At 52.2% G+C, this 25,844-nt stretch carries 23 protein-coding genes and 3 pseudogenes; 10 read left to right on the plus strand and 16 right to left on the minus strand.

What is annotated here, in order from left to right; translation table 11 throughout:
* Nucleotides 1–51: 51 nt before the first annotated feature.
* Together AH68_RS08105 and AH68_RS08110 are read right to left on the minus strand one after the other, a co-directional pair.
* Nucleotides 52–900: an alpha/beta fold hydrolase gene (locus AH68_RS08105; RefSeq protein ID WP_039199163.1), complete on the minus strand. Its 849-nt coding sequence runs from the start codon at nucleotides 898–900 to the stop codon at nucleotides 52–54.
* A 45-nt stretch (nucleotides 901–945) separates the two neighbouring features.
* On the minus strand, nucleotides 946–1,566 hold the full coding sequence (locus AH68_RS08110; RefSeq protein WP_039199164.1) for an NUDIX hydrolase family protein: 621 nt from the start codon (nucleotides 1,564–1,566) through the stop codon (nucleotides 946–948).
* Between the two features lie 190 nt (nucleotides 1,567–1,756).
* Here AH68_RS08110 and trxA point away from each other — a divergent pair, with 190 nt between their 5' ends.
* Together trxA and AH68_RS08120 are read left to right on the plus strand one after the other, a co-directional pair.
* Nucleotides 1,757–2,122, plus strand: a complete 366-nt coding sequence (gene trxA, locus AH68_RS08115; protein WP_039199165.1) for a thioredoxin — start codon at nucleotides 1,757–1,759, stop codon at nucleotides 2,120–2,122.
* Nucleotides 2,123–2,368: 246 nt separating this feature from the next.
* Nucleotides 2,369–3,367: an aggregation-promoting factor C-terminal-like domain-containing protein gene (locus AH68_RS08120; protein ID WP_039199166.1), complete on the plus strand. Its 999-nt coding sequence runs from the start codon at nucleotides 2,369–2,371 to the stop codon at nucleotides 3,365–3,367.
* A gap of 187 nt (nucleotides 3,368–3,554) precedes the next feature.
* Here AH68_RS08120 and AH68_RS08125 read toward each other — a convergent pair whose 3' ends face one another.
* Entirely contained in the window at nucleotides 3,555–4,055 is a 501-nt protein-coding gene (locus tag AH68_RS08125) for a hypothetical protein (RefSeq protein ID WP_039199167.1), read from the minus strand.
* A 480-nt stretch (nucleotides 4,056–4,535) separates the two neighbouring features.
* On the opposite strand from AH68_RS08125, the gene AH68_RS08130 reads away from it, so the two are divergent.
* A complete protein-coding gene (locus AH68_RS08130; protein ID WP_201772589.1) occupies nucleotides 4,536–4,724 on the plus strand; it encodes a hypothetical protein in 189 nt (62 codons plus the stop codon).
* A gap of 81 nt (nucleotides 4,725–4,805) precedes the next feature.
* Here the strand turns inward: AH68_RS08130 and AH68_RS08135 are convergent, their stop codons facing one another.
* The 3 genes from AH68_RS08135 to AH68_RS08145 all read right to left on the minus strand — a co-directional run bounded on the left by AH68_RS08135 (nucleotide 4,806) and on the right by AH68_RS08145 (nucleotide 10,078).
* Nucleotides 4,806–6,461 (minus strand): sugar transferase, encoded by a 1,656-nt coding sequence (locus AH68_RS08135; RefSeq protein WP_052189197.1) that lies wholly within the window; start codon nucleotides 6,459–6,461, stop codon nucleotides 4,806–4,808.
* Between the two features lie 126 nt (nucleotides 6,462–6,587).
* On the minus strand, nucleotides 6,588–9,215 hold the full coding sequence (locus tag AH68_RS08140) for a glycoside hydrolase family 31 protein (protein ID WP_039199995.1): 2,628 nt from the start codon (nucleotides 9,213–9,215) through the stop codon (nucleotides 6,588–6,590).
* A 380-nt stretch (nucleotides 9,216–9,595) separates the two neighbouring features.
* The gene (locus tag AH68_RS08145) at nucleotides 9,596–10,078 is read right to left on the minus strand and encodes a Panacea domain-containing protein (RefSeq protein WP_039199170.1); all 483 of its coding nucleotides are present in this window, start codon (nucleotides 10,076–10,078) and stop codon (nucleotides 9,596–9,598) included.
* 57 nt (nucleotides 10,079–10,135) lie between these two features.
* Here AH68_RS08145 and AH68_RS08150 point away from each other — a divergent pair, with 57 nt between their 5' ends.
* Together AH68_RS08150 and AH68_RS08155 are read left to right on the plus strand one after the other, a co-directional pair.
* Nucleotides 10,136–11,221, plus strand: coding sequence for a RelA/SpoT domain-containing protein (locus AH68_RS08150; RefSeq protein WP_158332989.1), 1,086 nt, complete (start codon nucleotides 10,136–10,138; stop codon nucleotides 11,219–11,221).
* 742 nt (nucleotides 11,222–11,963) lie between these two features.
* On the plus strand, nucleotides 11,964–12,494 hold the full coding sequence (locus AH68_RS08155) for a hypothetical protein (protein WP_039199172.1): 531 nt from the start codon (nucleotides 11,964–11,966) through the stop codon (nucleotides 12,492–12,494).
* A 44-nt stretch (nucleotides 12,495–12,538) separates the two neighbouring features.
* On the opposite strand, the gene AH68_RS08160 is transcribed toward AH68_RS08155, so the two are convergent.
* The 4 genes from AH68_RS08160 to AH68_RS08175 form a co-directional block, all read right to left on the minus strand.
* On the minus strand, nucleotides 12,539–13,783 hold the full coding sequence (locus AH68_RS08160) for an HNH endonuclease (protein ID WP_039199173.1): 1,245 nt from the start codon (nucleotides 13,781–13,783) through the stop codon (nucleotides 12,539–12,541).
* Nucleotides 13,784–13,786: 3 nt separating this feature from the next.
* Nucleotides 13,787–14,260: an AAA family ATPase gene (locus tag AH68_RS08165; RefSeq protein WP_039199174.1), complete on the minus strand. Its 474-nt coding sequence runs from the start codon at nucleotides 14,258–14,260 to the stop codon at nucleotides 13,787–13,789.
* A 37-nt stretch (nucleotides 14,261–14,297) separates the two neighbouring features.
* The gene (locus tag AH68_RS08170; protein WP_039199175.1) at nucleotides 14,298–15,464 is read right to left on the minus strand and encodes a hypothetical protein; all 1,167 of its coding nucleotides are present in this window, start codon (nucleotides 15,462–15,464) and stop codon (nucleotides 14,298–14,300) included.
* A 230-nt stretch (nucleotides 15,465–15,694) separates the two neighbouring features.
* A complete protein-coding gene (locus AH68_RS08175; protein WP_236682386.1) occupies nucleotides 15,695–17,023 on the minus strand; it encodes an IS3 family transposase in 1,329 nt (442 codons plus the stop codon).
* A gap of 297 nt (nucleotides 17,024–17,320) precedes the next feature.
* Here AH68_RS08175 and AH68_RS10395 point away from each other — a divergent pair, with 297 nt between their 5' ends.
* The 3 genes and pseudogenes from AH68_RS10395 to AH68_RS08185 all read left to right on the plus strand — a co-directional run.
* Nucleotides 17,321–17,806 (plus strand): DUF4365 domain-containing protein, encoded by a 486-nt coding sequence (locus tag AH68_RS10395; protein ID WP_158332990.1) that lies wholly within the window; start codon nucleotides 17,321–17,323, stop codon nucleotides 17,804–17,806.
* Nucleotides 17,803–19,023 (plus strand): hypothetical protein, encoded by a 1,221-nt coding sequence (locus tag AH68_RS08180; RefSeq protein ID WP_039199176.1) that lies wholly within the window; start codon nucleotides 17,803–17,805, stop codon nucleotides 19,021–19,023. Before AH68_RS10395 ends, AH68_RS08180 begins: the two co-directional genes overlap by 4 nt.
* A gap of 60 nt (nucleotides 19,024–19,083) precedes the next feature.
* Nucleotides 19,084–19,512: pseudogene (locus AH68_RS08185) on the plus strand (transposase); the annotation flags it as partial.
* Between the two features lie 98 nt (nucleotides 19,513–19,610).
* Here AH68_RS08185 and istB (AH68_RS08195) read toward each other — a convergent pair.
* A pseudogene (gene istB, locus AH68_RS08195) lies at nucleotides 19,611–20,186 on the minus strand (IS21-like element helper ATPase IstB); the annotation flags it as partial.
* Between the two features lie 116 nt (nucleotides 20,187–20,302).
* On the opposite strand from istB (AH68_RS08195), the pseudogene AH68_RS10630 reads away from it, so the two are divergent.
* Nucleotides 20,303–20,431: pseudogene (locus AH68_RS10630) on the plus strand (IS256 family transposase); the annotation flags it as partial.
* A gap of 107 nt (nucleotides 20,432–20,538) precedes the next feature.
* On the opposite strand, the gene istB (AH68_RS08200) reads toward AH68_RS10630, so the two are convergent.
* The 3 genes from istB (AH68_RS08200) to AH68_RS11305 form a co-directional block, all read right to left on the minus strand.
* The gene (gene istB, locus AH68_RS08200) at nucleotides 20,539–21,321 is read right to left on the minus strand and encodes an IS21-like element ISBad1 family helper ATPase IstB (protein ID WP_039199178.1); all 783 of its coding nucleotides are present in this window, start codon (nucleotides 21,319–21,321) and stop codon (nucleotides 20,539–20,541) included.
* Nucleotides 21,314–22,777 (minus strand): IS21-like element ISBad1 family transposase, encoded by a 1,464-nt coding sequence (gene istA / locus AH68_RS08205; RefSeq protein WP_039199179.1) that lies wholly within the window; start codon nucleotides 22,775–22,777, stop codon nucleotides 21,314–21,316. The genes istB (AH68_RS08200) and istA overlap by 8 nt, the downstream gene beginning before the upstream one ends.
* A 162-nt stretch (nucleotides 22,778–22,939) precedes the next feature.
* On the minus strand, nucleotides 22,940–23,011 hold the full coding sequence (locus AH68_RS11305; RefSeq protein ID WP_144245777.1) for a hypothetical protein: 72 nt from the start codon (nucleotides 23,009–23,011) through the stop codon (nucleotides 22,940–22,942).
* A gap of 178 nt (nucleotides 23,012–23,189) precedes the next feature.
* On the opposite strand from AH68_RS11305, the gene AH68_RS10645 reads away from it, so the two are divergent.
* Nucleotides 23,190–23,576, plus strand: coding sequence for a hypothetical protein (locus tag AH68_RS10645; protein WP_144245722.1), 387 nt, complete (start codon nucleotides 23,190–23,192; stop codon nucleotides 23,574–23,576).
* A 307-nt stretch (nucleotides 23,577–23,883) separates the two neighbouring features.
* On the opposite strand, the gene AH68_RS08215 is transcribed toward AH68_RS10645, so the two are convergent.
* Nucleotides 23,884–24,501, minus strand: coding sequence for a hypothetical protein (locus AH68_RS08215; RefSeq protein ID WP_201772590.1), 618 nt, complete (start codon nucleotides 24,499–24,501; stop codon nucleotides 23,884–23,886).
* 866 nt (nucleotides 24,502–25,367) lie between these two features.
* Complete coding sequence (locus AH68_RS08220) at nucleotides 25,368–25,730, minus strand: hypothetical protein (protein WP_039199181.1); 363 nt, start codon at nucleotides 25,728–25,730, stop codon at nucleotides 25,368–25,370.
* Nucleotides 25,731–25,844 lie beyond the last annotated feature (114 nt).

The following is a 25,844-nucleotide window of genomic DNA, read 5'->3' on the forward strand; positions in this document are numbered from 1 at the left end:
ATATTTTTGTATATCTGATTGCGCTATTGACGGCAGTTGCGGGAATATCGGCTACTGCACTCTGCGCACCAATGCAAGCAGTGCGTCGGCGACCGCCTGCGGATGCTCATAAGCGCTGAAATGACCGCAATCAAACACCACCGTCATATCCGTGCTCGTAGCCGTCATCGAATCGGCGATCGGTGCCATCACGCTCGGCGGGCTCGACGGATCCTTGTCGCCGCAGATCACCGCGACCGGCGCTGTAATCGTTGATAGCACATCGTTCAGGTCCGGGCGCCCGGCCGCCATGCGTTCACGCCAGGCGATACCTTCGGCCGGCTGCTCGTTGATCCATGCAGTGAACTGTTCACGGTAGGCGTCCGACTGTTTGATGGTTGAATCCTCAGGCGTGGCGGCGGCGAATCCCATAACCGGTTCGTGTGTGCCCGTCGATTCGCATTCCTCGGCGATCGCGATGCGTTTCGCACGCATCTGCTCGGAATCAGCGTCGGCCTTCGTGTCGCATAATGCCAGTGCGGCGACGGCTTCGGGGTGCAAACGCTGAATGTCGAGAATCAGGTAGCCACCCATTGAAAGACCCACCCAAATCGCCTTGTCGTATCCGGCAGCGTGCAACAGGTCGACGTAAGCGTCGGCCATGCGGTCCAAACCGTTGGGGAAAGCGCCGTCCGTGTCTTTGCCACCGCTGTTCTCGTCGGAAGGAATCGGCCCTTCTCCCGCACCGGGCATGTCGGGAGCCCAAATCGGGAATTGTTTCACGCCATGTTCCGCAGCGGTCGTTTTCAACGCATCCGCGCATTCGTTCCACATACGGTGGTCCACGGGGAACCCGTGCACCAGCACCACGGGAAGCCCCGCCCCTTCGCAATACACATTGTTATGCAATTCGATCGTCATATGCGCTCCTCCATTACTCTCCCCTGTTGTTCATGCATTCGCAGCCTATTTGCCGGTCCAAGCAATCGCCTGACGCACAATCGTGCCATATCCGTTGCTCATCTGGTTGACGAAAGTGTCGAGAATCTCGCTGTTCGGATTGACCCATTCCACGTCGAGCGTCTCGTCCTGCGGCTTGCAATCGCCCGCGATCGGCACTACATAGCACAATGCGATCGCATGCTGGCGGGAATCGAAATAATCGGACAGTCCTGGCGTCGGGAAAAATTCAGCCACGGTGAATGGCTGCAGGCTCACTGGCAACTGCGGCAACGCGATATCTCCCAAATCCTTGGCGATATTGCGCGCCACGGCCTCACGCAACGATTCGTGGTAGAGCACGCGGCCGGCGATCAGCGTTCGTTCGATGCTGCCGTCGTCAGACACACGAAGCAGTGATCCGACCTGTGAGACACGTCCCAGATCATCGGTGCGCACCGGCACCACAAGCACGTACGGGATCGGCATTTCACCTCGCATACGGTTGATTTCGCCGGAAGCAAGCCATCCTGGAGGGTTTCCTATTCCGCGGATGAAATCCTCCGGCGTGATGTCGTCGAATTCTCCGCGACGGCGGCCTGCATCGAAATCGCCCTCGTCGGGCACTTCATCATTCATCACTGGCATAGTCCCATTATCACGCATCTTGTGTGAATTGGCTGGAAAAGCGTGCGATGGAAGACGATTCCTCTGATAGCGGATCTTGCGCATGCCGGGAATGCGTCGGGTTGGGGCACGGTTATATACTCCAAAGCAATCGCATACGAGGGGTGCAGCCCGTCACGCGCGTCGATGGAACGAACAGCAAGGAGTAATCATGGCAACGCATGCAGTCACTTCCGAGGATTTCAATCAGATTGTGGAATCCAATGATCTGGTATTCGTGGATTTTTGGGCGACCTGGTGCGGTCCGTGCCGCGCATTCGGTCCGACGTTCGAAAAGGCGAGCGAAGCGAATCCCGACGTTTATTTCGCCAAGGTCGATATCGACCAGAATCCGGATCTCGCTTCCGCGGCCAAGGTGCAGGCCGTGCCGACGTTGATGGTGGTCAAGAACCAGCAGATCGTGTTCCAGCAGGCCGGTGCGTTGCGTGCGTCGGATCTGGACGATCTGATCGCGCAGGCCAAAGCGTTGGATGTCAACGCGGCCGCTGCCGAAGAGGCTGAGGCGCAGGCGGAATAGGCTGAAAATTACAACGATTTCAAAGGTGTCGTTCGATGGTAAACATCAACGGCACTTTTTGTTTTGCCCGCCTATTGCGTACGCTTGCTTTGCCCACCTGTTACATATGCGCCCGCTCGGTTTCCATGGCGTGAGGTAAACTGGCTCGTTAGATGTGCGCTTTCCGGCGAAGCCTCGTGTGGCAGCGCACCGCATGCCGAGCATGCGTGAATTCGCCGAGGATCTGAACGCGCGTTTAGGAGCAGAATGGCTAACCACAGCAAGCACGCCCAATCGTCTACCTTCACCGTGCCGAGCAAGTCCTCGCTGGTGAAGATCGCCGCAACGGTTGCGGCGGTGGGCCTGTTGGCTACCGGCGGCATTGTGTCGCGCAATCTTTACACATCCGCGGAGCGGAATACGGCCAATCAGGTCACGGCTTTCTCCGTCACCGATTCCGCGGAGGCGTCCCGTGGCAATGCCCGCGAGCTGCTTAATGGAGACACCTCGTACGTCACCGTGAAAATCAACGGCAAGTCACGCGTGGTGCCCGGCGCCAATTTCACCGACGTGAAGTCCGTGCTTGACGCGGGTGATATCACGCTCGAACCGGAAGACACGGTCTCCCCTTCGCTCACCACCAAGGTCGATGAGAAAACCGTGATCACCATTCAGCGTGCCGGCGCGAGCGTCGAGGTTTCCGACACCGCCATCGGCTTCAATGTCGTCAAGAAGGAAACCTCAAGTCTGCCGAAAGGCCAGGAGAAGGTCGAGACGGAAGGCGAAGAGGGCGTGTTGGAAACCACGAACCTCGTAACCAAGTCCGGCGACACTGTGGTTTCCTCCAACATGATCAGCTCGTATGTGAAGAAGGCTCCGGTCGACAAGGTTATTCTCGTCGGCACCGGCTCCACTTCGTCGTCGTCCTCCAGCGCTTCCGCGTCGATCGGCACCACTGTGCCGGCTGGCGAAATGCAGCAGTGGGCTCACGATTATCTGCTGTCGAACGGCTACACCGAGGCCGATTTCACCGCCACCGTATACATCATCACTCACGAGTCCGGTTGGAGTGTCACCGCAACGAATCCGAGTTCGGGTGCCTATGGCCTGCCCCAGGCATTGCCTGGTAGCAAGATGGTGAGCGAGGGTGCCGATTGGGCCACCAATTATCAGACCCAGCTCAAGTGGTTCTGGGGTTATTGCGCGCAGCGTTACGGTTCCATCCAGGGAGCCTATTCGTACTGGCTCGCCAACCACTGCTACTGATATGCTTCGTCACGCTAATTTCAGCACGATCGGATGGCAATGCTCGTATTGAAATGCTTGCGTTGGCTGGTGATTAATATTCAATTTACTTGATTCAGCGCACATAGTTTGAGCCCGGTAATATTCGAAGATATTACGGGGCTCAAACTATATTGTGATTCGAGATATCACCAAGATACTATCGGTTTCACAGGGCGTTGTTGGCGCCGATCACCGTAGCTTCCTTGACATCGTCGATCTTCCTACGCTTGCGGCCGCCATGGCCGGCCTTCGGACCGCGCTTGCCGACGGTGCCGCTACGAACCCCGTTCTTGGCGTCGAAGAGGATCACGCGCTCATCGCTGTGATATTCGCCTTCCAAGGCGAAGTAGGCGATCTTGTCTGCAGGCACTTCCGGGAAAGCGAAGAACTTCTGCGTTGCAACGAGCAGGTCAAGATTGCGAGTGGTCACGGAAGCCGGACGATCAGCGTTCGGATCGTTGAACCGAACCGCGAAATCGTCGTTCTCGTCGCACACCTGGATTGCGAACTTGCCACGCTCGTAATTCACCAGCAGCTTGACGAATTCCGGACGACCGAGTACTTCGGAAACACCCTTGGAAAAACGAACGGATTCAAGCATGACCGTCATGGTCAACTTGCCGCCCGTTCTTTCGCCAACTTCTTTGAAACCATCAAGAACGGACATGTAAATCCTTTCCTTATTGTAAATAACTACGTGAAATACTGTACCTCATTGCCGGCAATAAAACGAATCGAATCTTAGGGAATATATATCCGTATCTTCAAAAACACAACATGATACGGAAAAACATAATGAAGCCATCTCACGCAACCACTTTTATAATCATTTTCTTCTTTAAAATGTTTTCCCAGCAACGATCTTCATTGCAATTCCACCATCTCTTGGTGCTTTTTGCACTCCAATTGAAATGGAGCATACGCTACACGGTTACAGCATCGCAAACGCAATCAAAGAAGATGATACCCCGTCGCAAAGCAGGATTTCGACATTGCTAACAGCGTGGCGGAATCCTTGAGCAATGTGGTGGAAAAGTCGCTAAACGCTTCCAGCAAAGAGTAGCCGGTAAAGCTTTTCCATGGTGCAGCGCACCGCGGAGCCCGTAGCCCCCAGCTCTCTGAAGGCAACATTGTACCTGGCTGTGACGTGACTATGAAGCGCGATCTGAAGGAAATCGCCGTTCAGCTCGATAACCTCAACGTTCCGGTGATGGGCTTCGTGTTCAACTTCGCGAAGGAACGCAAGGTCTCCGCGAACGGCAACTACTATTACTATTACGACGAGGGCGGCAAGAAGAGCCAAAGGAGCCGAAAGAAGAGCAAGCACAAAAACTGACTTAATCTCAGCAAAATAATCGCCTCCCTTTCTACTAGAAAGGGAGGCGTTTTTTCGAGTTTATGCAACGCAATGCGCAGCTTAGTAGGAACCGGTACCGCGGAAGACTACGAGCACGGTCTTCGCAAGAATCGCGAGATCTCCAGCGATGGACCAATTCTCGATGTACGAAACGTCCAAATACTCGCTCTGCTCCTGCGAAAGATCCGAACGACCGGAAACCTGCCACGGACCAGTAATGCCGGGCTTCACCAGCAAACGCGTGGAATACAGGGAGCCATAGCGGGCAACCTCGTCAGGCAACGCCGGACGCGGCCCAACCAAAGACATATCGCCTCTCAACACATTAAAGAACTGAGGGAACTCATCCAACGAAGTCTTACGAATAAAATGGCCAATCTTCGTAATACGTGGATCATCCTTCATTTTGAAGATAAAGCGATCGCTCTGGCCATTCTCTTCCGCAAGCTTCTTCTTCAACTCTTCTGCATTGGTAACCATGGAACGGAACTTGTACATGGTGAACGGCTTACCATGTAACCCGACGCGCTGCTGAGAGAAAAACACCGGGCCACCATCATCGAGCTTGATGGCAATAGCCACACCAAGCATAATCGGCGAAGAAATCAACAACGCACAAGCCGAACCTATGATGTCAACGACACGCTTCACCACAGCAGTAACAGTAGTGTATTGCGGCAGACTCGCCAACAACACTGGCTGCTCAGCAGTATTACGCAAATACAAGCGGTGCCCGCTCACATCAGCCAAAGACACAGCCAAGGCAAGCTCCATGCCCAAAGATTCCACTGCAAGAGAGATACCATGCAGCATTTCGGAATCACGAGACAGTACGTCGGCAACGTACACTTCTTGAGCGCAAAGGCTTTCGCACGTGCGGGGAAACGCGGAATTAAACGGAATCACCTTCAGCATGTCGGCACCCTCAATGGTGGGATCCGGCTCGAACGAAGTGACCACATACGCATCTTTCTTGCTGCCGTCAGCTTCGATCGGGCATACTGCGACCGGCGAATACCCCCAATTGGAATAATCCTGCATGGTACGCAACGCACGGTTAATACCGTCGGAAGAACCAATCACCACGGTCTTATACTTGCAAGAACCTTTTTTGCGGCTGCGATGCAACCACTGACGCATCTGCCAACGGGCAACCACTTCCAGAAAGAACGCGATAATCGGGGCAATGATAAGTGCCGTTCGTGGAAGCGCAAGTTTGAAAATAAACGCAACCGAGCAATACGTGATAATAGTGAGCAGCGAAGCGTTGATGATCTTCGCGTACAGCTCATAGCCTTCCGCCATCACATGCCTATGGTATGCACCGACGATCGTGAGGCTCAATACCCAAATGGCACTGAAGCAAACAAGAAATAGCCAAAATGGCATGACGCCACCGATGGCTTCATATGCAGAATTGTTTGCCCACAGACTGAACGCGAGAGAAACCAGCATGACGGCAAGGTCGACCATTACCAGACAGGCAACGAACGAATACCTCCACCCCGGAACGACCTGCTTCTTGGCCCTCTTGCGGCTACGCCCGTCCCCATCAACGGGAAACGGCGTGTTCGAGAATGTCATCGGTTCAAACTGCGAAACGTTTTGAGCTTGATCCTGAACATGCGCCCGCTGCTTATGCCATGCGTTGGAGGAAACAATATGTATTTCCTCCGTCTTTGGCGTTGAATCCGAATCGCAGGAGTTCCCTCGCATGTCCAATCCCTTCAGTCTAGCTCTTACACTCTATCCTTCTAGGGCAGACTACACCCACCCCCCCCCGAGTAACATCCACCACCCTAGAATGGCATAGAAGGGTGATGGATGTCAGTACTCCCAGAATCAGCTGCGAAGGAGGATTTCTTCCAAGGCGCTGATTACCGAATCGGGCATGCCGGAGGTGACGAACAGCTCGTTACTGAAACGGGGCGCGGTATCGAAGGTGCGCAGAGCACCAAGTGCGCGCACTCCTTGCTCACGAATCGCCTGCATCGCATGCTCTTTGGAAATGTACGGCATTTGCGCGTGCAAGAGCACGTCGAGCGCGTCCTGCTCGACTGGGTTCTCAGCAATCTGCAATCCATTCGCAATCGTAACGTTCAAGCATGCAGTAGACGGCACGCCGCGCACAACGACCGACAGACTCAACGTCTGCTGATCATATGTAATTTCTGCAGTATTGCAAGCTTTACCGCCAATTTCGATACGAACGTTCTGCGTGTCTGGCTGCGCAACTCCACGGAACACAATCTCCCAGTTACGCTGTGCCGGAATGGCATCAGCACAGCCTTCCACCGGACTGATGGCGAACTGCGTGGCATTGTCCGTATTCTTCCAGTCGAAGCTCATGCGCGTATCGGCAACATGAGTTTGGCCATCGCAAGACTCGGCAGATGCAGAGCCGGAAGCAGCAGAAGCCACAGAGCCGTCATCTTCCTTGAGTGTGAACGAACCGTTCGCACCGGGGAACACCAGCACCTGCAGGGACTCCGGATTGCCCAGATCATTCACCTTATTGCCCTCGCCAAGCCGCTGCAACGGCACGATACCGCCAGCCTTGGCAAACACCGGCATACGGTCGATCGCACGCCACACTTCCAAACGACGCCCGGACTTCCCTGCCGAAACGTAACGGCGACCATCGAAGAAGTCATACCATTCACCTTGAGGCAGCCATGCTTCCGTGCTACCAAGCTGTGCAGAATCGTCATTGTCAGAAACAATTGGTGCAACCAGCAGCTCAGTGCCGAAACGGAATTCATCCGGCACCTCGTACGCCTGCGGATTGTTCGGATCCGCCCAATACATCGGCTCCACCAATGGCATGCCCTCGAACGCGGCGCGATAGTTCATGGTGTACAGGTACGGCAGCATCATATGGCGCAGTCGCAGCGAACCCACCATGGAATCGCGCACTTCCGCGGAGAAGTTCCACGGCTCCTTGCCCATGAACTGCGAATTGCTGGAATGCAGACGATTGATCGGGCTGAACGTGCCAAGCTGGTACCAACGGGCTTCCAGATGTTCGTTACGATAGCCACACATGTGACCGCCAATATCGTGACTCCACCATCCGTAGCCGATATTCGACGCGGTAGCAGTAAAATACGGCTGGAACTGCAAGGATTCCCACGTAACAATGGTGTCTCCCGAGAAGCCAACCGGATAGCGGTGCGAACCCGGGCCAGCATACCGCGAGAAGGTGAGCGGCCAACGATTGTTGCGTTCCATACCACTCACGTTACGTTCGGATTGCTCAACATGCATTTCATGCTCATCGCGAGCGCCCGGCTCGGCGCACTTTTCGCATCCGCAGCTCTCCCCTGCGTTGCGTTCGGAAGAAGTCGCGTAGCGCCCGGAATCCAGGTAGTGCAAGTGGTTGAGCACCCACAGCGGGTCGAGTCCCGGCTGACGGGTCACACCGCCCTGCTGCCAGTCGAGCCACCAGAAGTCAACGCCTTCGGCTTCCATGCGGTGATGCATGTCGAAGTAAGCACTTACGAAATCCGGATTCGTCAGGTCGAATTCCACCGCCTCTTCGGTTGCGGGATCGATGCCGACACGTTTGGCCACCGCCTCATAGTCGTCTTCGAACGCGCGCACGCCGTCTCGCGGATGCACGTTCAACGTGGCTTTCAAGCCACGCTCGTGCAAGTCGCGCAAGAACGCCTCATGATCGGGAAACAGCTGCTTATCCCACGAATAGCCGGTCCAACCGGAACCGTATTTCGGATCGACATCGTCCACACGGTGCCAGTCCATGTCAATCACGGATGTGGTGAACGGAATGCCTTCGCGCTTGAACCGGTCCATGAGCTGCAGGTATTCGTCTTGCGTGTAGCGGTAGTAGCGGCTCCACCAATTACCGAGTGCGAAGCGCGGCAGCAGAGGCGTTGGTCCGGCCAGCTTGTAGAAGTCTTGCACTGCTTCGGTGTAGCGGCGGCCGTAGCCAAAGAAGTAGAAGTCGGTTTCCGCGTGATCGCGTGGCATAACCCATGCACCAAGCGGATTCGGTTTGCCGTTCACTTCATGCGCTTCCACGATCACGTTTGCGGCGGAATCGTCGAGTACCGCCCAACCGTCTCGCGAAATCACACCATCGTCCAGAGGAATTTCGCCGTTCGCCTCGTCGAGCGTGCGCGCGGTGCCTTTGAGATTATGCTTCGGCTCGTCGCCGTAATGCCACGTATTGAACTGGGTGTCGGCCACGCCCTTGACGACCACGCTCAAGCCTTCTTTGCTGAACGGCTTGCCATCGTACGTCACATACAGCGCGGGGGTGTCCACAATGAGCAGTCCGTCGCGATGCGTCACCGTGAATTGCGGGTCGGCGCCAAAATCGCGGTTGACCACCATCTGCGTGAGATTGTCTTCAAATTCGCCGGAATCTGACCATTCGAAACGGATCAGCGATTCCGTTAGAATGCCAATCCTCCAATGCTCTCCCTGCAGGATCGACGCTTCTCGCATATTCGGCCGCGCCTTGCGCACATACCTCACAAACGGCCCATCCGTTGCGTTCGCAACGTCGTTCGTGTTGTTCGTGTTGTTCACCGCGTCATTCACCGAATCCGCCGCACCCGTTGCGCCACTTGTCATATTATCTTTCATATTCACCTCTTACGCCCTGTCATAATAGCGTGCCCTCATAAGGGACCCGCGCGCAATATTTCCGCCACAGGCGATACGTATTCTTAACCTCATATCCCACCCCACGTAGCCTGCCGTCTGCACAACCCGAGTTTTACGGCCATTTCGGGACCTGTGCAGACAGAAACAAACGTTGTGCAGGCACAAGACAGCACCTCCAATCACTGAACCTGAGTTCAGTCCAGCAATCAGGTTATGGTTCAGTTCGGCGTTGGCACTTGTTTCTGCATACTTTCCCGCACAATGGGATTAGCGGCATAATATTCTTGAATTGTCTTTTTGCTGATAATCGTGCTGCATGGAGCGGAAGGCGGCAAATCACCGCGCGCGATTTTCCAAGGGCTCTCAGCGTGCGTCCTTATGCTTAGCTCATTTCCCGTACGAGACGACAGCACCGCGCACACTGCATCTATGGTTTGCTTTTCTTCTTCAGAAAGCGTCTTTTCACAGTCGTTCACAGGAAGCTCGCCTTCACGGATAAGGAATTTTCCCCTGTGCTGCGCATACAGTTCACGACATACAGGGCCGCCACGCCATGCTTGGAAATCTTCGTCAAAAAGAGGATGTCCACGACGAGCCAAAGATTCCGCCTGCGAATAGAACGCGAGCTTTTGTAATTTCATAGTGGTCATTGCTCCACAGCGTTTAAGAATGTACGCCGCGACATCCACCACAGTTGCCATGTCAATCCTCCCTTCATATATATGAAATCTGAAATCAGTCTAGTATAGTGGATGGCCATGGACGCGCCCCTTACTACTATCAGCCTCGGCACTATCAGTCGGAACAGAGCGAACAATTCTGGGAAAATCTTACGTGCAGGAGCACAATCAGTTTCGCCGGAAGAATATCAGCTCGCTATCGATACAGCACAAGCTTGGCGTGATCAGCATATCGAAGCCACTCAAGAGTGTTTTTCAGAGGTCTTAAAGTGCTCAAATGATTTTGCCGAATCCGTCTGCACTTATCGTCTCAAACGAATCGTTTCCATCATTCGTAAACTGCAACGCGCCCAAACCCACCTGAAATTAGGCGAATTGGATGATATCGGAGGATGCCGTCTGATTTTAGAGACCAATAATCAGGTCCGTCAAGCGGCTGAAATTCTGAAATCTCAGATCCCTCTCAAGAAAGGCAGCGGAGAGAAGGACTATATCCTCAATCCGCAAAAGTCCGGTTACCGATCCCACCACCTTTTGTTCAAACCTGAGACTCAAACAGGCTCTTATCAGGTGGAAGTACAGATTCGAACACAGCTTCAACATTACTGGGCAACAGCTGTTGAGGCCGCTGGAGAAATCTATGGCACCGAATACAAAAGCCCCGAAGTTCGTAGACAGGCCGTAGGGCCTGAAGACCAGGAAAGGATTCAATTCTTTCAAATTGTTTCCAGCCTATTCGCTCTCGAAGAGGGAGCCCCGCAGGTTCCCGGCTTTGAACGCAGCCAAAAGGAATTGGTAAAAGAGCTTCAGACGCTTGAATGCTCATCATGCTTATTGGATGATTTGGCAGCGTCCACAGACAGCATCTTCCCTTTGAATCCTCCAACGGATAAAGCGGCAACGCTGTTTCTCCTCAAACTTTCTCGCGAAGATCAACTCCTTGATATCGAGTCTTTCCGCCAAGATCAGCTTTCTGAAGCATTGCAAAAATACGGCGATCTTGAAGACCAAATTGAGGCAGCGACCAATAAGGGAACCGAATACGAATACAACAATGTTGTGTTGGTTTACGCCCAAAATCATGAACAGTTAAGCATTGCCTATCCAAACTATTCAGCTAATGTCAGCCACTTTGTGGACAAGGTTGGAGAATATCTGCAATAGTGTACGTTCAGTCAAGCCGACGTTTCGCGATGAGAACGGTGTCTATGCTGAACGCCAATAGTGTTCAGCATAACTGGCGACGGCATGCAGATTTATTCGACAAAAGGCATCAAGTAGAGCAGCGCGATGATGCTCAATGCATGACGTTTCATGAGGGGGCGTCGATAATACCGGCAATCACGACTCCGCCAAGAGAAATCCGTGCGACCGATATAAGGTTAGACGCACGAATTCCTTAATCATGCAGACTGTAGGATACTGAAAGACAGATGCCGCGGGAACCTGCCAGAAATAAGAAACCACGGAAGGAACCGACGAATTTTGTTGCACGATTCCGATTTTCGGGGCAAATTTCGAATCGTGCAACATTTTTCCTGCCGAAATGCGTTTTTCCCACGCATTTCATACCCCCGAACTGGGTTTTCCGGCACTTTTCTGCAACTACGGGGGTGTGCGATGCGGCACGATTCCAAAAAACGGCCGAAAAATGAAATCGTGCGACATTTACGGAGTGCGGAACGTGCCAAAGCGGTCGGAACCATGCGATCATGGCAAGAAAAACACATCCAAGGCGCCGCTTTTCATACATTTTGACGACCCCGCCCCCCTATCGGGAATAGGGACCAAGAGCCCCGGAAACATCACCATCCCGATCGAAACGACTCCTATCCCGATATAGAAGGATATATCGCGAAGGCTGCCGCACGTAAACAGAAAGCACCAAGGCAATGCCCCGGATTGTATGATGTTGTTCCGTATTGCCGTTTATTTCCAGAAAAATGAGGATGGTATGGTGCGCTTCGCGCTTCGCCTTGCAGACGTGCTGATCGACGTTACGGTGCAACATGATTATGCCCGGAACTTCTGCAACGATTGGATCACGGACTCCAGCGAATCCACGGATTCCCGACTCACCATCACCGTCACACAAGACGACATCGATTCCGAACGTGCCGAAGCTTGCAAGGAATACGCAAAAGGCCGCCCGCGAGTCGCCGCACTGGATACCTATGGCGATGATTATCTGGAAATCCTCTCCTTGTACCGCAAAATCGCGGAAGCCCTTACGGCACGCAACATACTGCTTTTCCACGGTAGCGTCGTCGCCGTCGACGACCAGACCTATGTCAGTATTACAGATGGCAGGAATACGAGTATTCTTTCATGGTTTTCCGTCTCTTATCATCAGCGAAGCAATTCCGTCCTCTTTGCCGACAGAAACCGCTACAACTACATTTTCTCTTTTGACGACATTCGAAATCTACATATTTAAATTTCTAGATATGACTGACAGTAGCCAAATATTCAACGAATAGGTTAAACGTGCTCTGTTTTATCTGCCCTTTCTAGAAGAATTACGCCACAGTCATGACCTATACATCTATAACATCCCACCGTACAGGTTTTACTCGAATCGAAAATATAGAAAACCGCATCTTCGCAGTCAGAAAAATCAAATACTCCACATTTAAAGACCCTCAAACTCTCCTTATTTTTAAGAGGTATTTGATTGGCTTCACATGCAAGACAAACAATTTTGTGCTTATATTTTTTATCTGAAATGAAATAGACGTCTTTATCCCCATAGGCTTTAACAACTTGAATTAAATAATCATCCAGCTTTTCCCCAGGAAATGGAACGATATTTTTCACATCATTGCACGAAAGCCACTTATTTGTAATACCGCAATACTCCATCAAGCCTCTTCGAACATCTTTAGATTCTTTCCTCTGAATATATTCACATAGAACCTTCTTCCAAACTTCATCCTCCGAATCCGAAAGAAACAACGACATATTTTCAAAAAACCTGCAGACATCCTCTTCACTTGCACACATTTTTTTAATATTTCTTCTTTGATTTAGAATAAACTCAACAGCTCTTAAAGAATATCTTTTTAATAGACAAAGCTTTTCACACGTGTTCGATATTTTTATCTTTTCCTCACAATTAATGGATTCATTAATCTTATACGTAATCTGCAAAGTAAAATTATCCAGTTCAATTCTATCAATAGACAACCAATCAGAACTAACTTCATCAAGATACGGATTATAGAAATGTTCTTTCGCTGGATCAATATTACTTTTTTTATTATTACAAATAAAACAACATGGAATTAGATTAAAAAGGGTGGTACTCAACAACAAATACTTCGACTTAGGTAAGAAATGATCAAGTGTTCCACAAGTTTCGAGACCACAATACGGACACAGAGGAAGCGAATCCCATTTATAGTATTCGGAAAGCTGCGTTCTATTATAGAGAATTCTCCAATCACCTTCTTTCTTGATTGCATTTTTTACATAATTTTCCCAGCCGATACTCAGTAACCTAGCATTTTCTTTCATCGCTTCATTAATTACCTTTTCTCTTTCCATTTTTCTTTCTTCAAAATTTTCCAGATCTTCATCTTCTCTATGCGCAATCCTTTTACTTTTCAAAATGTGTTTCAAGAGTGGGTAAACATCGTCTAAATAATCTGAACAACTCTCATCTTTTTTGCGCTTTCTGCACGATTTAGGAAAATTCTTATCTAATTTATTTTTAATATTCTTCATCTTTTACCTCTCTTCTATTTCCGCCAGTGCTTCATCTGTTATGTAAGGGAGTAACGCTCTTGCTTCCATGCCAAACTCTCCACCGAATTTATCCAAGCAACGCTGTACCAACACCTCTTTTTCGCATTCTTTTTCCTTGTACTCTTCCACAATTTTGTCTTTTAAAAAGGAAAAGTAACCGCTCTTATCAGCATTTACGCCGAAAACTTCATTAAGCAACACACCAAGATTCTCACCAAAAGTTTCAATTGTCGGCGATATAACGCAACGTAGCCCCTCAACAGATTGAAGGATGTGTACGCATTTTTTTGGAACTTCACGTAAAACGATTGGCGAATGCGTTGCGATAATTGCCATAGCTTCCTTCTCAACAAGCACATTCCGCAACACGTACATAAATGCGCTCAACAAAGGAGCATGCAGACTATTTTCCGGCTCATCGATTACATACAAGCCACGCTTACCAATGTTGGTCATACTATAGAAAAGATATAGAACTCTTAACTGCCCAGAGCTAAGTTTTTTTTAGGTTCTCTTCACTAAACCACTTAGCAAACTTTTCTTTTTCGTCTTGCAAAACATAGCTATCCAAAACAGGAATAAACGAACACCCCGCCCCAGTAAGAGCGCCTAGAAGCATCGAATAATATTCGATAATCTTTTCCGCTCTATTTCCTTGCTCCACTTTTAATTGCTTATAATTCTCAATAAAAACACTAGATTCATTTTTCTTTCCGCAAAGCTCACCAGCCACAAAAATATTTACTAGCTTACGTACTCTTTCTCCATTTTTCTCTGGAACGACATTGAATGTATCATTATTTACAGTCAAGTCGACTGGAACATAAGTAATGTGGCTGAAAGATAATTCTTTATCGTTGCGTTCAACATCTTCAGCAAATTTCAGTTCCCCTAATTGGTTTCTTGTATCAACACCAATAGTGGAAATAGGAACAGAGTCCTCTTCAATTATATCATCAATAGAACTATTTTTATCAAAAATATAACTTTTAACAATTTGATTTAAAAGCTTCGTTTTTCCCACACCATTTGCACCAATCAATACATGAATGTTTGATGGAGGAAAATCTTTGAACTGCACTACACACTTTAACTCCTTCGAAGAATATGTATCGTATGAATTTTTCCCCTCAGAATTAAACTGGTATGAAAAACTAATCATCTTGTAATGACGAACATCATCTTTGACGATACCGCGATAGTCGCGTGTAGCAGTTGCTATGTCTTTATCCCGCAATAAAGAACTTCGAAAAACCTCCTCGCTTGCATATAATTTCTTACACTTACTTTCGCATTCATCAATTGTGCCCAAGTATGCGACATCCTGAAGCGCCATTAGTACATTGTTGAAAAACTTGAGTTTCTTCAAGTCACTGTAGTATTCTTTATCCGCTCCTAGAGAAAAATAATTTTCATCAAGCGAGTCAAAAGGGTCAGGCGGCAGCTCCGGTCTCCCCGAATGAAAATCCTTCTGAGCAATTCTAACCCTACCAACAGAATTTAGTTTTCCATAGCTATCTACTTTATAAAGAATAAAAAGAGTTTTAAATCCATAATCATCCCAATTGTCTGCCTCGAGATAAAAAACGTGTCTATTATTTTTTTCAGCCTCTTTTTTTGCTTCTTTTTCTGACGTATAAAAACAAATTTTCTTATTCATTTTATTCTATCCTCTTGTTATTGTTTATTAGAACCAGTCGTGTTCGTCGGAATCAGCATTGACTCCGCTATCATCAATGATACACCCCCGTACTTGTTCATATGTCCATTTCTACAATTGAGCATTCGCACCACGAAGGTCATCATCCACTTTTACCATCATTGCAAAAAACAGAGCAGGTTTGGCCCCATCAATCTCCTTGGCCAGAACCCGCCATGGACAATCACCTATTACCAAATCCATCGGCAACAGGCCCCAAACTGTACCTTTGTACAGACAAACTCGGAGACACTTATGTTTTGATATGGCCTGATTTTTGTTCCGCCCTTATAGTGGGGCGGTTTGCGCCGCTTGGTTTGCATAATACTCGGTTTCGGTCTGTTCTGGTGTCCTGTAGCCCAAGGACTAGTGCAGACGCTTCGGGTCCCCGCCACGAGACCCACCGGAACGTCGCCAATTCCAGGTCCCTCAAAATCCTGGAAGGGCTTGCGCCGCCAGACGAGCTCGGTCCTGTACGCGCCGTCGGCGCTCTCGGCCATGGCGTTGCCGTACGAGGCGCCGACCGTGCCGGTCGAGGGAAGCATGCCGAATTCCCCGACCCTGGTGGCGTACACGAGGCCGATGTACTGCGCGCCATGGTCGGAATGGTGCACGAGACCGTCCGTGCCGCCATGCGAGGCGGCCCATGATATCGCCTGTTCCAGCGCCTGTAGCGGCAGCTCCCTGGTGTCCATGGTGGTGGCGCGCGCCCAGCCGACGATCCTGCGAGCGAACACGTCGGCGGCGAACGCCGTGTAGCCGAACGAGCCGTTGTCCATGCGCACGTAGGTGATGTCGGCCACATGCGGCCGGTTCGGCGCCTCCGCCTCGAACCCGCGTTCCACGAGGTCGGGCCTGCCGCCCGTGCCCTTCGCCGGTTTGGCGGTGACGGGCGTCCTGCCGCGGCGCACGCCGCGGATTCCCGATTCCCGCATGACGCTCATCACCCGGCCGCGGCCGATCTCGGCCGGATCCCAGCCCCGCGCCGACGACCGGGCGTGCGTCTTGCGGTACCCGTACACGGCCATGAAGAAATCCGAGTGGACCAGAAGGATGTCGCGGGCCGGCGCCTCGTGCCTGGCGGCCATGCGGCTGACGGGCCCGGATCTGAACATGCGGTAGCCGCGCGGCGTGACGAACCCGCAGTCCAGCGAAGCGGCCAGCGCCCTGCAGATCGGCCCGACCCTGAAACGGTCCTTGAATTCGTCGATGTAAGCGACCATCAACGCCGTGTCGGGTCGAGCCGTGCCGCGAAAAAAGCCGACGCCGTCGTCAAGATCTCGTTCGCCCGCCTCAATCGCGCGACCTCGGCCCGCAAACTCTTCAACTCCGCCATCGCGTCTTCGGCCGACTGCTTGGTCTCCGCCGCGACCGTGGCGTCCGTCTTGTTGCGCGACCCCCAGATCCTTGGCGACCTGTTCGATCGCCTTGGTCTCCGACGAATACGAGCCGCGCGACTCGGTCAACAGCCTGACGGCCTTCGCCTTGAACTCCGGCGTGTATCTCGTTCCTTTTGCCATGGTTCCATCATCTCCTCGAGTTAGGGGAAATGCGGAACAAAAATCAGTTCATATCATAATAATGCTTATGCCAGAGATTTGCAAGGTTATCCGCAATGTTAGAGTGGGCGAAGTGGATTAAACGAAAGTGCGTAAGAATCATTTTGTGTTTCGGTATTGGCCCATATGGTGATTCCTTGAGTATATGGGCAAGGAACCGTGTTATACCATTCTTTTATGGTCAGTTTAGCCGAAGTGAGTGGTGCGAATCCTGGTCTTACGATTCAGCGAAGTTCGCCTCAGCGGCATACTAATTGGATGGAAGAATTCCAGACGGGGTATGTCAAGTCTGTAGCGGCAGCGGCAGGATGCCAGTGTTGGGATTCTCATATTGATTTAGGTTTTGATCTTAAAATCGAGCGCTATAATTCTCAGGGTGTTCCTGACTCTGAAGTGGATTTACAGCTTAAGGCTGTGTCAGCTTCCCATTGTTGGGACGTTAACCGGACGTGTATATCTGCTTTTTTATCAAGGCAACGATATAATATGCAGGTTAACCGAAATCCGATTCATCCTAATCTAGTTCTGATTATGGAAATCCCTGACACAGTTGATAAGTGGATAACTAAACAGCCAGATGAATCTGGAATGATTTTATCAAATCGTTGCTATTGGGTTTCTTTGGCTGGATTACCTAAAAAAGAAACAGATCGAGTAAAAGTGTCGGCCCCTGTCAATCAGGTTTTTGATGACGCCTCTTTATGCATGATAATGGAAAAGATTAGCAAAGGAATAAAATTATGATTAATGATGTTTCGATGCTAAAAGCCATGTTGAAGCAATATGGTTGGAGCTGCCGTCCATCTTTTAACGGTAAGGCAACATATTGGAGTTTTCCTCATTCTGGATCAGGTATGGAAAATTTATTGATTACTATACCAGAGGATAAATCGACTGATGATTATGAATTTTACTTAGAGCAGGCTTATCACGAAATTGAATTGATCTATGGGAAGAATTTTGAAACTTTCAAGGAGGAATATCGGTCTTTCTCTTCGCGTCAATTTGATCCTCTGGAGATTCGTGAAGAAACGGGGGTAAAAGACGGCCTTATTCCTTGGGATAAGGGAAGGCGTTTGGTCTTAGGTGCTGAAGGCATATTGAACGCTGGTGCTCGAGCGACTGCGGTTGGTTTGAGAAATAGAAAAGCGCATTATCTTCAAACTGCGCATGCGGCTGCAGAGTCTGTGTTGTCTGAATCATTCATGGGACAAACTAAAATTGGTAGTTATATTGTAACTATGTACGTACCTTCTGAGCATAGATTTTCTATTAGCTCTAAAAAGAATTCTCAAAATCAGCTGATGGATTCTGATTATATTTTAGGTAGAGATGTAACCAATACAATAGTCAGTTCTTTGCAATCTTTTAAGTCAGGATTTCATGAAACATCTGGGAAAAATGCTAGCGATATTGACTATGAATTCTTTAATGAACTAGTGCAAGATGGTGTCTCCTATGAATTATTGGATGCAATATCATGTTTGTTGGACGAAAAAGAAACTCAGATAACGGTTGCCCAGCCGGTGAAAGATGTTCCTTCGGAGAAAAAGACCTATGAGATATCTGTTGGCTCTTATATGAGTGAATGGGTAGACAGAGGTAAATTCTGCCTTAAAGGAGAATTTGAACCTATTAGAGTTTTGGTTGCTGGCGAGGTAACCCGTCTAGATAATTCCGCGAGAAACCCTCATCATTTGATTAAAATGAGACTAGTTTCGAATGCAAGTATCTCAGCTATTTCAATGCTGTCTGTTCATCTTTCCTCTGAGCAATATCAAGACGCTATTCGTGCGCATAAGGCAAAGGTTATGTTTATGGTGAAAGGGGAAATAAAAAAGAAAGGACGTATTTTTGAAATGACTCTGCCTGATTTTGTGAGCGTAACCAATACTCCAATATCGCAAATTGCGGAGGAATATAATGAAAGAGAGAATTTTCAGCAAACTTCTCTCTTTTGAAGCATGATATGAACTGATTTTTGTTCCGCATTTCCCCTAACTCGAGGAGATGATGGAACCATGGCAAAAGGAACGAGATACACGCCGGAGTTCAAGGCGAAGGCCGTCAGGCTGTTGACCGAGTCGCGCGGCTCGTATTCGTCGGAGACCAAGGCGATCGAACAGGTCGCCAAGGATCTGGGGGTCGCGCAACAAGACGGACGCCACGGTCGCGGCGGAGACCAAGCAGTCGGCCGAAGACGCGATGGCGGAGTTGAAGAGTTTGCGGGCCGAGGTCGCGCGATTGAGGCGGGCGAACGAGATCTTGACGACGGCGTCGGCTTTTTTCGCGGCACGGCTCGACCCGACACGGCGTTGATGGTCGCTTACATCGACGAATTCAAGGACCGTTTCAGGGTCGGGCCGATCTGCAGGGCGCTGGCCGCTTCGCTGGACTGCGGGTTCATCACGCCGCGCGGCTACCGCATGTTCAAATCCAGGTGTGTTTCTGCAAATTGGCGTCCACGGTATGGGCACTATTTTTCAGCAGTATAGGCGGCTGGTTTCCAGCAGAAACTGCGTCGTCGGGTCCGCCGCCTTTTTCTTGGTTATCTGGTCATGAGGGCGTGCTCGCTGCGGTAGGAGCCTCCCTCAAATCTGATGAGCCTGCCGTGGTGCACGGTGCGGTCGATCAGCGCGGCGGCCATGTTCTTGTCGCCGAGCACGCGTCCCCAGCCGGAGAACTCGATGTTCGTGGTATAGACCACACTCCGGGTCTCGTAGGAATCCGATATGACCTGGAACAGGAGCCTGGATCCCTCCTCGTCGATCGGCATGTAGCCGAACTCGTCGATGACCGGGAGCCTGGCCTTGGCGATCTGCCGGAGCTCCGTGTCGAGCCGGTCCTCCCGCTTCGCGCGGCGCAGCCGCATGAGCAGCCCGGTCGCGGTGAAGAACCTGACCGGTATCGCGCGCATGCACGCGAGCCTGCCCAACGCGACCGCGAGATGGGTCTTGCCGGTGCCGACGGGCCCGTAGAGCACGAGGTCCTCGCAACGGTCTATGAAGTCGAGCGCCTCGATCTGCGCGCGTCCCCAGTCGGCGGGCATGCGCAGGTTCGACCAGTCGTATCCCTCGATGTCCTTCGCGTTCGGGAATCCCGCGGCCTTGAGCGATAACGCCCGATTTTTTGCGCACTTTCGGATTCCGGGTCTGACGTAAGAAGGCATGGCCCGCGTCCTGTGTACGATTTTCATTCGCCAAAACAAAAAACCGCGATTGGAAGCCAGGAGACGGAACCATGCCCGAGAACATCATACAGATCGACCAGAACCTGCTCGAGACCAGGCTCGACCGCTTGGTCGCCGAAAAGGTCGCCGAGCTATTGAACGCGATGCTCGACGCCGAGGCCGACGAGATCGCCAACGCCTGTCTTTCGTCAAATAAATCTGCGTGTCGTCACCAGTTAATCTGAACACCATCGGCGTTCACAATGGACACCGTCACCGGCGGTCCGGCAGATTCCCCTCTTTTCGTTTATCTCATCAGGGAGTGGCTGTTGCGGTACGACTCGCCACGGAACCTGACGATCCTTCCGTGGTGCACGATGCGGTCGATGACCGCGGCGGCCATGTCGCCGTCGCCGAACACCTCGCCCCACCGTCCGAACTCCAGGTTCGTGGTGAACACCACGCTCCGCTTCTCGTAGGAATCCGCGACGACCTGGAACAGGAGCCTGGCCCCGTCGATGTCGATCGGCAGGTAGCCCAGCTCGTCGATGACCAGCAGCCTGGCGCGGCCTATCGCGCGCAGTTCCGCGTCGAGCCGGTTCTCGTCCCTCGCCCGCCGCAAACGCATCACCAGCGACGACGCGGTGAAGAACCTCACCGGCATGCCCCTCTCGCACGCCAGCATGCCCGTGGCGACCGCCATGTGCGTCTTGCCGCATCCAACGTCGCCGTAGAGCACGAGGTCCTCGGCCCGGTCCACGAAACCGAGGCCCATGAGCTGCTCGCGCCCCCAGTCGGCGGGGAACGACGCCATGCCCCAGTCGTATCCGTCGAAGCCCTTGACGCACGGGAATCCCGCGTTCCTGATCAGCCTGGCGCGCCTGGATTCCGTCCGGCTGGCGTTCTCGGCCCTGAACAGGTCGGCCAGCACGCCGAGCTGGCCGGGCGTGGCGTCCGCGACCACGGAACGCAGCACGCTCCTGGTCAACGGCAGCCCGCATGCGAGCCCCATGACCTCGTCCGGGGTGGACTTGCTCACGGTCCGCCCGCCCCTGCGTCCGGCCGCCGCGGCGTCCGTCGACTCACTCATCGCCGTCCTCCCTCATGAACCTGCTGTACGTGTCGAGCCTGGCCCTCGATTCGGGACCGTCGCCCTGCGCGATCCGCCTGGCCGTCTGGTCGATCGCGGCCCTGTCGGGCCTTCTGCCCGCGGCGACGATCTCGACGACGGCCATGGCGGCCGCACGGAAGCCACTCGCCACGGCCGCGCGGCGGATGCCGTCGACCAGCAGGCCGCGTTCGCGCGGCTCCATCCGGTCGAGCAGCACGCGCGTCTCCTCCGGGAAGTCGGAGCGTATGGGACTCTCGCCCCACGAACGCGGCTTGCGCGCGATGATGGCGAGCAGCGACAGCGGGTCCATCGCGGTGTCGGGGCTGCGGCCCCACCTGCGCTCCAGCGTGACGATCGGCTCGCCGTCCATGGAACGCAGCTCGACCCGCAGGGCCCGCACGCCGGCCATGAGACGCATGGAATGCCATTTCGGGCCCGCGAGGTAGCGGTTCGAGTCGATCGTGACCGTTCCGGTCCTGTCGGCCTTCACCCCGCGCCAGTCGCACGCGTCGAACATGGACGGCGGCAGCGGGAGCATGTGGTCGAGGTCCGTCTCGAACAGGTCCCGGATCGGCACGTCCTCGCGGTAGTGGACGCCGCGCGCGATCTCGTCGCAGCGTTCCAGCCACGCGTCCGTGAGCCGGTCCCATCCCTCCGCGGACGGCGTCGGCACCATCAGGTTGCGGCGCAGGAAACCGACCGCGTTCTCGGTACTGCCCTTCTCGTGCCCGGAATACGGGTTGCAGAACCTCGTCTCGAAACCGTAGTGCGCGCAGAACAGCGAGAACAGCCTCGTCTGGGTGACGGTCCCGTCGGCCCTGCGGTGGCCGACCCCGGTGGCGTTGTCGAACACCAGCACGCGGGGGACCATGCCGGCATGGGAGAACACCTTGTTCAGGCCATGGCACACGCATTCCGCGGTCTCTCCCGGCAGCGCGGCCACGTATCTCATGTTCGAGTACGGGAACGAGACCACCAGGAAATGCACGGTCCGTTCCACGCCGGCGACCACGGCCAGGGCCTGGCCGAAATCGACCTGCGCGCTGCCCGGCGCCCATTCCAGCTCACTGAACCCCTCGGCCTCGCCGCGGTGGCGTTGGCGCCAGCGCTTGACCCATCGCTGCACCGACGAATAACTGCCCTCGAAGCCGCATTCCTCCACGAGCCGCTCGTGCACGCGCCGGGCGGTGTGCCGCTGTTTGCGCGGCATGCGCCGGTCGGCCTCGAGCCATTCGTCGGCCTTGCGCGCGTACTCGCCCGCGACCAGGGAACGGCTCGCAGTTCCCCCGGTCGGCGGAACGGGCGAATAATCGCGGGTCGCGTACTTGACCACGGTCGTCCGCGAAACGCCCAGTTCCCTGGCTATCTGCGTATGCGTCAGGCCGTTCGTCTCGAGCCGCCTGATACTCTGTTGAATACGCACCGGTGTCGTCATTCCTTTCCTCCCGAGGACCATGTGTTGGTTGTTAGCACTCGGGAATCTATCAGGAACCGTACGGCACCGGCGCTTTTCTTCCGCCGATGCCATTTCCGTCCGCCGTCCGTGTCCAATATGAACGCTTATGCCGTTCAGATTTGGTGGTGACGCCATACACGTTTATTTGACCATAAACATCCTGCGCATCTCCCTGCTGATGGTCGACCGGTCCCTGCCCGTCGCCCTTGCGATGTCGGCCTAGCTCCTGCCCTCGTGCCGCATCAGCATGATCTCCTCGCGCTCCGCCAGTGCAGGATGTGCGTACCGGCCCATGCGTCCTCCGATGTCTGGTTGTCTGTCGCAAGCACCATCGTATCGGTGACCCATGGGCCCTTGCCGTTTCCGGCCGTTGCACTTGAAATGAAAATTCATGTATCAAAATGGCGAAGTTACTCGGATACTTTGCGGGACAGCACACCCATTCCCAGCTGTTCTAATTTCAAAAGATTTTGACCCAGCATGGCTTTCGTATACTACTGCCCCAATTGGGCCGGTCTTCCTTCCAGATTGTGATTCTGCATTACCAGCGGTTGAATCAAAGTCGGATTTCTTCGGCCCCTATGGAACTATGCCTCCTAATAAATGCAACGCAACATGGACAAAGATTCTTTCAGCAAAGAAACAAAGAGCTAAAGCACCTGAATCCGCCGAGGAGCGCACTGAAATGGTTCTGCCATGTATCGAGCGCATGGAACATGACGCAGGCATAACTCCAAGTCGTTTCGACTTACTGCAGGACAGCAACCTCGCTGTCTAAGCGAGATTATGCATAGCACTGATGATGTCTGCACAACATAGACAGGTGGGTTTTCTGTGCAGTGGGAACGACATCCTTGCATGAAATGTTGCGAATGCACAATCCGTCCGAATGCAACTCGTACCAGTCGCGCTCATAAGTCGTGCTTCCCAGGTCATACTCACCAGAGTCAAAGAAATATTCCTACCGCAGCAGGTACATTCCTAAATAACCGAATTATCGGCGACACAGAGCATCCAGCGGGTTTCCTCATGTGGCATACAAGGAAACCTGCTGCCGAAACACATTGAACAGACAATGCGTTCACTTAATCATTTGATTTTCCTCCAAGTATCTCTCTGAAATTCTCATATGCTGTATCATCCTTCAATATTTCAACCAACTCCGGTGTTAAGACTTTCTCGAACATACTTACAGAGTCAGGTTCCTCTACCTTTGAAAGAAGGAAATTCTTGAGCATAAGAGTTAGAGGTTCTCCTATGGCAGTCTTATAGTTGAAACCAATTAGCTGCATAGTTTTAAGGGTATCCACACTAATCAGTTCCATAAACTGCTCATATACTTTGGTTTGTTCTTTCACTGCCTCAACAGCAGCTTCTCCTGCCCTTTCGGCGCCAGCAATTTGAATATCCGTCATAATCTTCAAAATATTTGCAACCGTATTATGAAGATGCTGAATATCTTCATCGCTGATAACGACCTTCTCTAGCTCCGACTTATACGCCTGTGCAATCCTAACGGCCTCTTCTCGCTCGCTAAGAAGCTCATTGACTATCTCGTCATATGTATTGCGTATTTTCTCAGCATTCTTCTCATCTTTTATTGCTCGAATCTTAGCTGACACGGCAGTGGCCGTACCTTTAACAGCCATTTGCGCCAGATTCGCACCAAGAGCAACCAGCTCAGTCGTATATACATCAGTCATCTGCGCTCCTCTCAACAGACCCTACAGAAACATCCTTGGCTCTGACAAGACGCATCAGCGTAATGTCTTGCAACCTAAGTCTATCGGATAGCGACAAGCCAATCCTCACAATTCATCACCCCAGCTTCTGCTTTAGCTTGCCGAACAGGTAGCGGCGCTCATCTGCGTTCAATACCAAGAGGGCATTCACGGACAAGGCAATCACGCCCTGCTGAGGAGAGAATCAGACCAAGCCATGACCCGCCTGGGAGCAGCGGCTTGATTAAAGCCGAAGATGGACCAACAACAGGGAGGAAGAGCTACCATGGCCCTCATCCGGGCGGGAGAGAAGAACCAGTACCACTTGAGCCTCAGATATCTGGCATCGCGGGCAGGGCAAACGATATGCCCCGCACCGGGTTTGACCGCCGCGCTGACGCCGTCCACCGTGCACAGACCGTAATCCGTGAAGTTCGCGACAAGCATGGTTGAGCAGAGTGAGAAACGACAGACACTACCCCACTGATGGGATTACCCCAATCGAGCGCCGCTTCACCTTGCTCACCGAGTGAGCACGCTGCGCAGAATCCGCGTCCCGCTGGTGAACACGCACCTGAGAATCGGCAGCACCAAGAGAATCTGCGACAAACCACACGATAGATCTCAAACTTCTGGGGGCAGACAAACACTCAGTCGCCGTGAACAGGTGCCAGAGCGCCCAAAACACCCACGGGAAGGGACAACTCGAAATAGTCATAGAGGTGCTCATCAATTTGAAAGAGCTTGCCTTTGGCGTCCCGAGCCCACGAAAGCCCTTTAGAGTCAGTAAAACCTAAAGAAGCATTGAACTTCGCGCACATTCCAGGTGTCGGCTTGGATACTTCGACCTAGTATTTTCCTGGCAGCAACGTACCAATAGGAACGGCATCGTCACCAGTAATTAGCTCTGGGGCACCACCTTGAATGGCTCCCATGGAAATTATAGCGTTGTACACCGGTTGAAAACTGCCATTACACACGGTGACGACTATTTTCCTCTCCGCCTCATTCTCCAGATAGCCGTCACCGTCCGGTGTCGCCCAGGCTGAGACAAGCACCGCCTGAGCACGTTCCTCTTCTTTCCGATCCTTCTCTCGTGAATAATCGAAAGAACCCTGGTCTATTCTATTCGCTCTGTTAGCGACACCAATAGATCTGCAGGAGACAACAATTCCCACTACCGCTATGACAGTTGCAATAATCGTCGACACAGCATTGACCGCATTCCCGTACTGATTCAGTCATTCAGCCACACGTTCTATCGCAGTCATGAAGATAACGTCTGAATTCTTGCGCATTTTCGGATTCCGGCCTTGATGGAAAAG

Origin of the sequence: Bifidobacterium catenulatum PV20-2, assembly GCF_000800455.1 — a bacterium.
GTDB lineage: Bacteria > Actinomycetota > Actinomycetes > Actinomycetales > Bifidobacteriaceae > Bifidobacterium > Bifidobacterium kashiwanohense_A.

Bases quoted from the DNA above. Each gene is read 5' to 3' on its own strand.
- AH68_RS08105 (WP_039199163.1), bottom strand. From the start codon at position 900: ATGACGATCGAATTGCATAACAATGTGTATTGCGAAGGGGCGGGGCTT.
- AH68_RS08110 (WP_039199164.1), bottom strand. From the start codon at position 1,566: ATGCCAGTGATGAATGATGAAGTGCCCGACGAGGGCGATTTCGATGCA.
- trxA (WP_039199165.1), top strand. From the start codon at position 1,757: ATGGCAACGCATGCAGTCACTTCCGAGGATTTCAATCAGATTGTGGAA.
- AH68_RS08120 (WP_039199166.1), top strand. From the start codon at position 2,369: ATGGCTAACCACAGCAAGCACGCCCAATCGTCTACCTTCACCGTGCCG.
- AH68_RS08125 (WP_039199167.1), bottom strand. From the start codon at position 4,055: ATGTCCGTTCTTGATGGTTTCAAAGAAGTTGGCGAAAGAACGGGCGGC.
- AH68_RS08135 (WP_052189197.1), bottom strand. From the start codon at position 6,461: ATGCGAGGGAACTCCTGCGATTCGGATTCAACGCCAAAGACGGAGGAA.
- AH68_RS08140 (WP_039199995.1), bottom strand. From the start codon at position 9,215: ATGCGAGAAGCGTCGATCCTGCAGGGAGAGCATTGGAGGATTGGCATT.
- AH68_RS08145 (WP_039199170.1), bottom strand. From the start codon at position 10,078: ATGGCAACTGTGGTGGATGTCGCGGCGTACATTCTTAAACGCTGTGGA.
- AH68_RS08150 (WP_158332989.1), top strand. From the start codon at position 10,136: ATGGACGCGCCCCTTACTACTATCAGCCTCGGCACTATCAGTCGGAAC.
- AH68_RS08155 (WP_039199172.1), top strand. From the start codon at position 11,964: ATGATGTTGTTCCGTATTGCCGTTTATTTCCAGAAAAATGAGGATGGT.
- AH68_RS08160 (WP_039199173.1), bottom strand. From the start codon at position 13,783: ATGAAGAATATTAAAAATAAATTAGATAAGAATTTTCCTAAATCGTGC.
- AH68_RS08165 (WP_039199174.1), bottom strand. From the start codon at position 14,260: ATGACCAACATTGGTAAGCGTGGCTTGTATGTAATCGATGAGCCGGAA.
- AH68_RS08170 (WP_039199175.1), bottom strand. From the start codon at position 15,464: ATGAATAAGAAAATTTGTTTTTATACGTCAGAAAAAGAAGCAAAAAAA.
- AH68_RS08175 (WP_236682386.1), bottom strand. From the start codon at position 17,023: ATGGCAAAAGGAACGAGATACACGCCGGAGTTCAAGGCGAAGGCCGTC.
- AH68_RS10395 (WP_158332990.1), top strand. From the start codon at position 17,321: ATGGAAGAATTCCAGACGGGGTATGTCAAGTCTGTAGCGGCAGCGGCA.
- AH68_RS08180 (WP_039199176.1), top strand. From the start codon at position 17,803: ATGATTAATGATGTTTCGATGCTAAAAGCCATGTTGAAGCAATATGGT.
- istB (WP_039199178.1), bottom strand. From the start codon at position 21,321: ATGAGTGAGTCGACGGACGCCGCGGCGGCCGGACGCAGGGGCGGGCGG.
- istA (WP_039199179.1), bottom strand. From the start codon at position 22,777: ATGACGACACCGGTGCGTATTCAACAGAGTATCAGGCGGCTCGAGACG.
- AH68_RS10645 (WP_144245722.1), top strand. From the start codon at position 23,190: ATGTATCAAAATGGCGAAGTTACTCGGATACTTTGCGGGACAGCACAC.
- AH68_RS08215 (WP_201772590.1), bottom strand. From the start codon at position 24,501: ATGACTGATGTATATACGACTGAGCTGGTTGCTCTTGGTGCGAATCTG.